The sequence below is a fragment of the Vibrio sp. SG41-7 genome, from assembly GCF_014164465.1.
Lineage (GTDB): Bacteria > Pseudomonadota > Gammaproteobacteria > Enterobacterales > Vibrionaceae > Vibrio > Vibrio splendidus.
In genome coordinates, this window is the sequence record NZ_JACJFF010000209.1 from 1 (window position 1) to 4,561 (window position 4,561).

Genomic DNA, 4,561 nt, shown 5'->3' on the forward strand with positions numbered 1-4,561 from the left:
ATGTCAGTGTTGAGTGAAATCATCACGGCTGTTGTGGCGAAGAGGCCGTACCCCAACGTCTTTGATCTCTAGGCGGCTCTCACCCTCCGTTAATATCAAGTCAAGTTACCTTGGTGAACGATTACCTTTTTTTTACGTCTATATTAATAATAGTACTTTTCGAAAAAAGATCATAGATTCTTTGTTCTCGTTTACTGACTAAATCTGTAAGCTGAAAAGACTCGTCATATTCATTATGTAAGTTGTATATGGGCATGTTAGGGTACAGCATTAAGGCAGTGTATTGTGCGGTAGATAATATACCAACTAAACCAGATAAATGTATTTGATTCTCTAATATTTCCATTTCTAGAGGAAGTTCGCTTACATGGTAACTTACTTGTTGCATTTGGCTAATACGGTTTTTTAGTTCATCTGACTCTGTTCTATGAGGGAAGTAGATAATTGGTTTATTATGCCTTTCAATGAAGTATTTTAACTCAGATATATAGGCATCTATTGTTTTTCTTCTTTTATGACCAATAGCACCTTGTCCAATAAATCCTATTGGAGCATCTTTGTTAAACAAAGACTCAGAATTGTATTTTTCTTTGAGAGAAAATAGATTGTTTCTCTTTATTTTATGCTCTGGGTGAGGGATGTCGAATATTGTGAATATTTCAAGATTTTTGCTCTGATAAATTTTACCAATTGGTTTGCAACCTAAAATTTTAATAATAAAATCTTGAAGAAATCTAGGCCGATAGTAAACTTCTTTTGTTCGAATACTTTCCTCGTATTCATTTATAGTTAGAGTCCCGTCATCAAAATATACTTCTTTTTCTATAGGTAAGTTTCTAATTATTAACTTTGTTCTCCATGATTTATACTCTCCATGGAAAATGTGCTCGATTTTACTATTGTTTGTTATTTTTCTTATTTTTTTAATTACGTAAGGTATTTTTGTTGTTCTACTTTCTCGGCTAATAGATATGATATGATCCCAATCTTTTAGTTTTACAATTTTTTTTTGCTGGGTTATACCAGGTTCTGAAACTTGGTTTACAAGGATGAGAATATTATTTTTTGTTTTATATGTTAATCTCGCCTCATTTGCGCAAATATATTGGAATGGAGAAGTAACAATGTATATGTTCATATTTGTCTTCCTGAAATAGTGTGTATTTTAGTTATAGTAGTATTTATTGCGCCAAGGTTCAATCTCACTATATATCCAGCACGGCTAGCTAATTCAATTCGTCTATCGATTTTTTGAAGGTAAAAAGAAACATATAGAGATAAATCCCCGCTATCTAAAACGACTATTCCTTTTTTATTCTGTAACATTACCACTATCTCAGTGAAGTTGTAGTAACTTGGTCCTGTGATTACAGGTACCCCTAAAGCTGCGGGCTCTAATACATTGTGCCCACCTACTTTATCTCCGATTAGGCTTCCACCCATAAAGCAGATATCGGCAGCACCAATTAGTATCAACATTTCTCCCATCGTATCGCCAAGATAAACTTGGGTTGATTCGGACTGTGATGATTGACTTGTGCGGCGGACGGTTTCAAAGCCTTGTGCTTGGCAAAGCTCAAACACACTATTAAATCGCTCTGGGTGGCGAGGAACTATAATAAGAAGTGCATTTGGATGTGCCTCTAGAACCTTCTGATGGGCATCCAACACCTGTTCATCTTCACCCTTATGAGTGCTGGCAGCTATCCATACAGGCCGGGTTGCACCAAGCTCAGCCCTTAGTGCTTTGCCTTTTTCTCTTACTTCGTCTGAAATTTGAATATCAAACTTAATTGAGCCTGTGATAGCCAATTTGTTTTTATCTACACCTAAACATTCGAAGCGTGCAGCGTCAGATTCAGTTTGGCAAAGTATTTTGGTTAGACAGGGATGCAGCAAATTAAATAGCGGTTGAACCTTGGCATAGTTGTTACATGACTTTTCTGATAGACGAGCATTAACGACGGTAATTGGAATTCTTGCGTTATGCACCACGTTAAGCGTATTTGGCCAAAGCTCGGTTTCGATAATCAGCATCTGTGTTGGTTTTATCGCTTTTAGGAAACCTTTAACAGCAAAGCTAAAGTCGATAGGCATGTAACGGTGTTCAACAAGATCGCCGAGCTTTTCGATTTGCTCAGCCCCGGTACTTGTGGTTGTGGTGACCAAAATGGGTTGATTAGGGGCTTGTTTCTTTAGTTCTTTAATCAGAGGTACAGCGGCAATGCTTTCACCAACAGAGACCGCATGAATCCAAATGGGAGATACGTCACTGACTAACTTTGGAGTGAAACCAAAATGCTCTTTCCAGCGAGCACCAAACTTAGGCTTATTGGGTTTATTTTTATATAAGCCAAATAGCAAGATTGGTGCTGCTAGTGTTAGCACAGCTGTATAAAGAATGCGGATTAGCATGCGCTGACCGAAATGGCTTCCAGTTTTTGAATGCTATCGAGCACTTGCTTAGGAGACAGCTCAGTAAGGCATTTCAGGTGCTTGAATTCACACTCGCGCTTGAAACATGGGCGACAGTCAATATCGGTATGAACGATTTCGACTTTCTCAGCCAACGGTGGAGTGTATTTAGGTGATGTGGAGCCATATACCGCAACGACATTGCAACCGACTGCAGCAGCGACGTGCATTAAACCTGAATCGTTGGCAACCACGGTGTCGCACGCACCTAATAAATCAACAGCTTCAATTAAGCTTGTTTGGCCAGCTAAAACATGAATACGGTGTTGCAGCTCTTTAGGTACTAATGCTCTGATGTTGTTACAAGTTTCCAAGTCTTTTTGAGAGCCAAATAGCCATATTTGTTTGCCCGCTTGGCTCATGTTGGTAGCAACCTCTGCGTAGTGCTCTTCCGGCCATTTTTTGGCTGGGCCGAACTCAGCACCTGGACATAAGCCAATAATTGAGCTGTCATTCTCTAGGTTAAACTTGGCAATGGTTGCTGTTTGTTCCGTTTCATTAATGAATAATTGAGGGCGAGGAAGAGTATCTAGGCCACCCAATGATGAAGAGTCAATCATCTCTTTTTCGGTATAGGCTAGGGCAACATAGCGCTCAACCATGAATTGAAATGACTTCATATTTGGGCGCAGGTCGTTTAATAGACCATAGCGCATCTCACCTTTCCAACCTGTGCGCAGTGGGATATTGGCAAACCAAGGGATAAGGGCAGACTTAGCAGACTTCGGTAAAATATAGGCGTGGTCATATTGGTTTGCGCGCAAAGATTTACCTATCTCTCGACGACCCAATAAATTAAATGCGCCATGGCCAATAGGCATCTCAATTGCTTGGTGTATTTCTGGCATACGTTCAAGGATTGGTTTACACCACCCAGGAGCAATCACATCTATCTGGCTTTCAGGGTGAAGCTTCTTCAATACAATATAGAGTGATTGAGACATAACCATGTCGCCAACCCATGAAGGACCAATAATTAGGATCTTTTTCATTACTTTATGCGCCAGTCTGTTTTGTATCTTGGTTTGAAGAGGTTGTAGTAATTATTGCCATCTTCTTGAGAGTGCAGAAGCTGAAGTATCCACATGTACTGTTCAGGTTTGTCTTCAACGAAATATTCGATAGCTTGATTACACGTTCTTGCGTCTTGCTCTTCGCCTTTATCGAGTTCAAAAGCCGGTAATATCTCGATATTAAAAGAGCCGTCTTCGGTGTTCATTGACGCAAACAATGGCAAGACTTTTGCCCGAGACAGCTTCGCTATTTTACCCAAGCCTGGCAGCGTCGCTTTTCTTGTCGCGAAAAAATCGACAAAAACACTATGTTCGGGGCCATGGTCTTGGTCTGGCAGGTAGTATCCGATATAGCCATCTCGAATTGATTTCAAAAATGGTTTTATTCCACCAGAACGTTCATATACACGGCCACCGTGTTGAACACGCTGTTTGTGCATAAGCCAATCAGTAACATCATTTTTTTGTTTCTTTGCCATGGCAGATACTGGCATATCCATAGACGCAAGAAGAATGGCTGGTACATCAATCGCCCAGGAGTGAGGCACCATTAATATGACATTCTCATTAGCGTCAATGTGGCCTTGTAATATATCTAAGCCTTTAATATTACAACGCTTCTTTAGCCAGGAAGCGGGTTTCAAACTCAATAAACCAAAGCGGATGAAAAATAGTGATGCAGTAAACAGTGTTTTTTCAATCAGGGCTTCACGCTCTTCGAATGTCTTCTCTGGGAAGCAGAGTTCAAAGTTAACACGACTGCGGTGCGCAGGCCCAGTTTGAGATTTTGCGAGTTTAGCTGCAATGGTTTTAGCAAGCCATTTTTGAGCTTTGAGAGGTAATATTGCAAGAGGGAGGCCAGCAATAACCCCTAACCAAGTTCCCCAAAATTTAGGCGTTAGGAAGCTTCGGTTGAATGTTGGATTATAAGCTTTTGGATCAAAATCGTTTCTTTGGGTCATAATCACTACTACAGCAGTTCATTGTCTGAACCGCTGTTATTATTGAGTATCAAAGTTATATCGAGCATTAAGCATTAAGCATTAAGCATTAAAGTTACATTGAACATTGAA

Annotated in this window: 4 protein-coding genes; all 4 read right to left on the minus strand. The window is 39.9% G+C overall.

All coding sequences use genetic code 11. The annotated features are described in order from the left end of the window. Nucleotides 1-121: 121 nt before the first annotated feature. The 4 genes from H5300_RS25605 to lpxM are packed head-to-tail and all read right to left on the minus strand — an operon-like array spanning nt 122 to nt 4,453. Nucleotides 122-1,138: a glycosyltransferase 52 family protein gene (locus H5300_RS25605; protein WP_182797248.1), complete on the minus strand. Its 1,017-nt coding sequence runs from the start codon at nt 1,136-1,138 to the stop codon at nt 122-124. Then, the gene (waaA, locus tag H5300_RS25610; protein WP_182797249.1) at nt 1,135-2,415 is read right to left on the minus strand and encodes a lipid IV(A) 3-deoxy-D-manno-octulosonic acid transferase; all 1,281 of its coding nucleotides are present in this window, start codon (nt 2,413-2,415) and stop codon (nt 1,135-1,137) included. Before waaA ends, H5300_RS25605 begins: the two co-directional genes overlap by 4 nt. Next, complete coding sequence (gene waaF, locus H5300_RS25615; protein ID WP_182797250.1) at nt 2,409-3,467, minus strand: lipopolysaccharide heptosyltransferase II; 1,059 nt, start codon at nt 3,465-3,467, stop codon at nt 2,409-2,411. Before waaF ends, waaA begins: the two co-directional genes overlap by 7 nt. Then, nucleotides 3,467-4,453 carry a lauroyl-Kdo(2)-lipid IV(A) myristoyltransferase gene (lpxM, locus tag H5300_RS25620; protein ID WP_182797251.1) on the minus strand — a complete coding sequence of 329 codons (987 nt, stop codon included), beginning with the start codon at nt 4,451-4,453 and terminating at the stop codon, nt 3,467-3,469. The genes waaF and lpxM overlap by 1 nt, the downstream gene beginning before the upstream one ends. Nucleotides 4,454-4,561 lie beyond the last annotated feature (108 nt).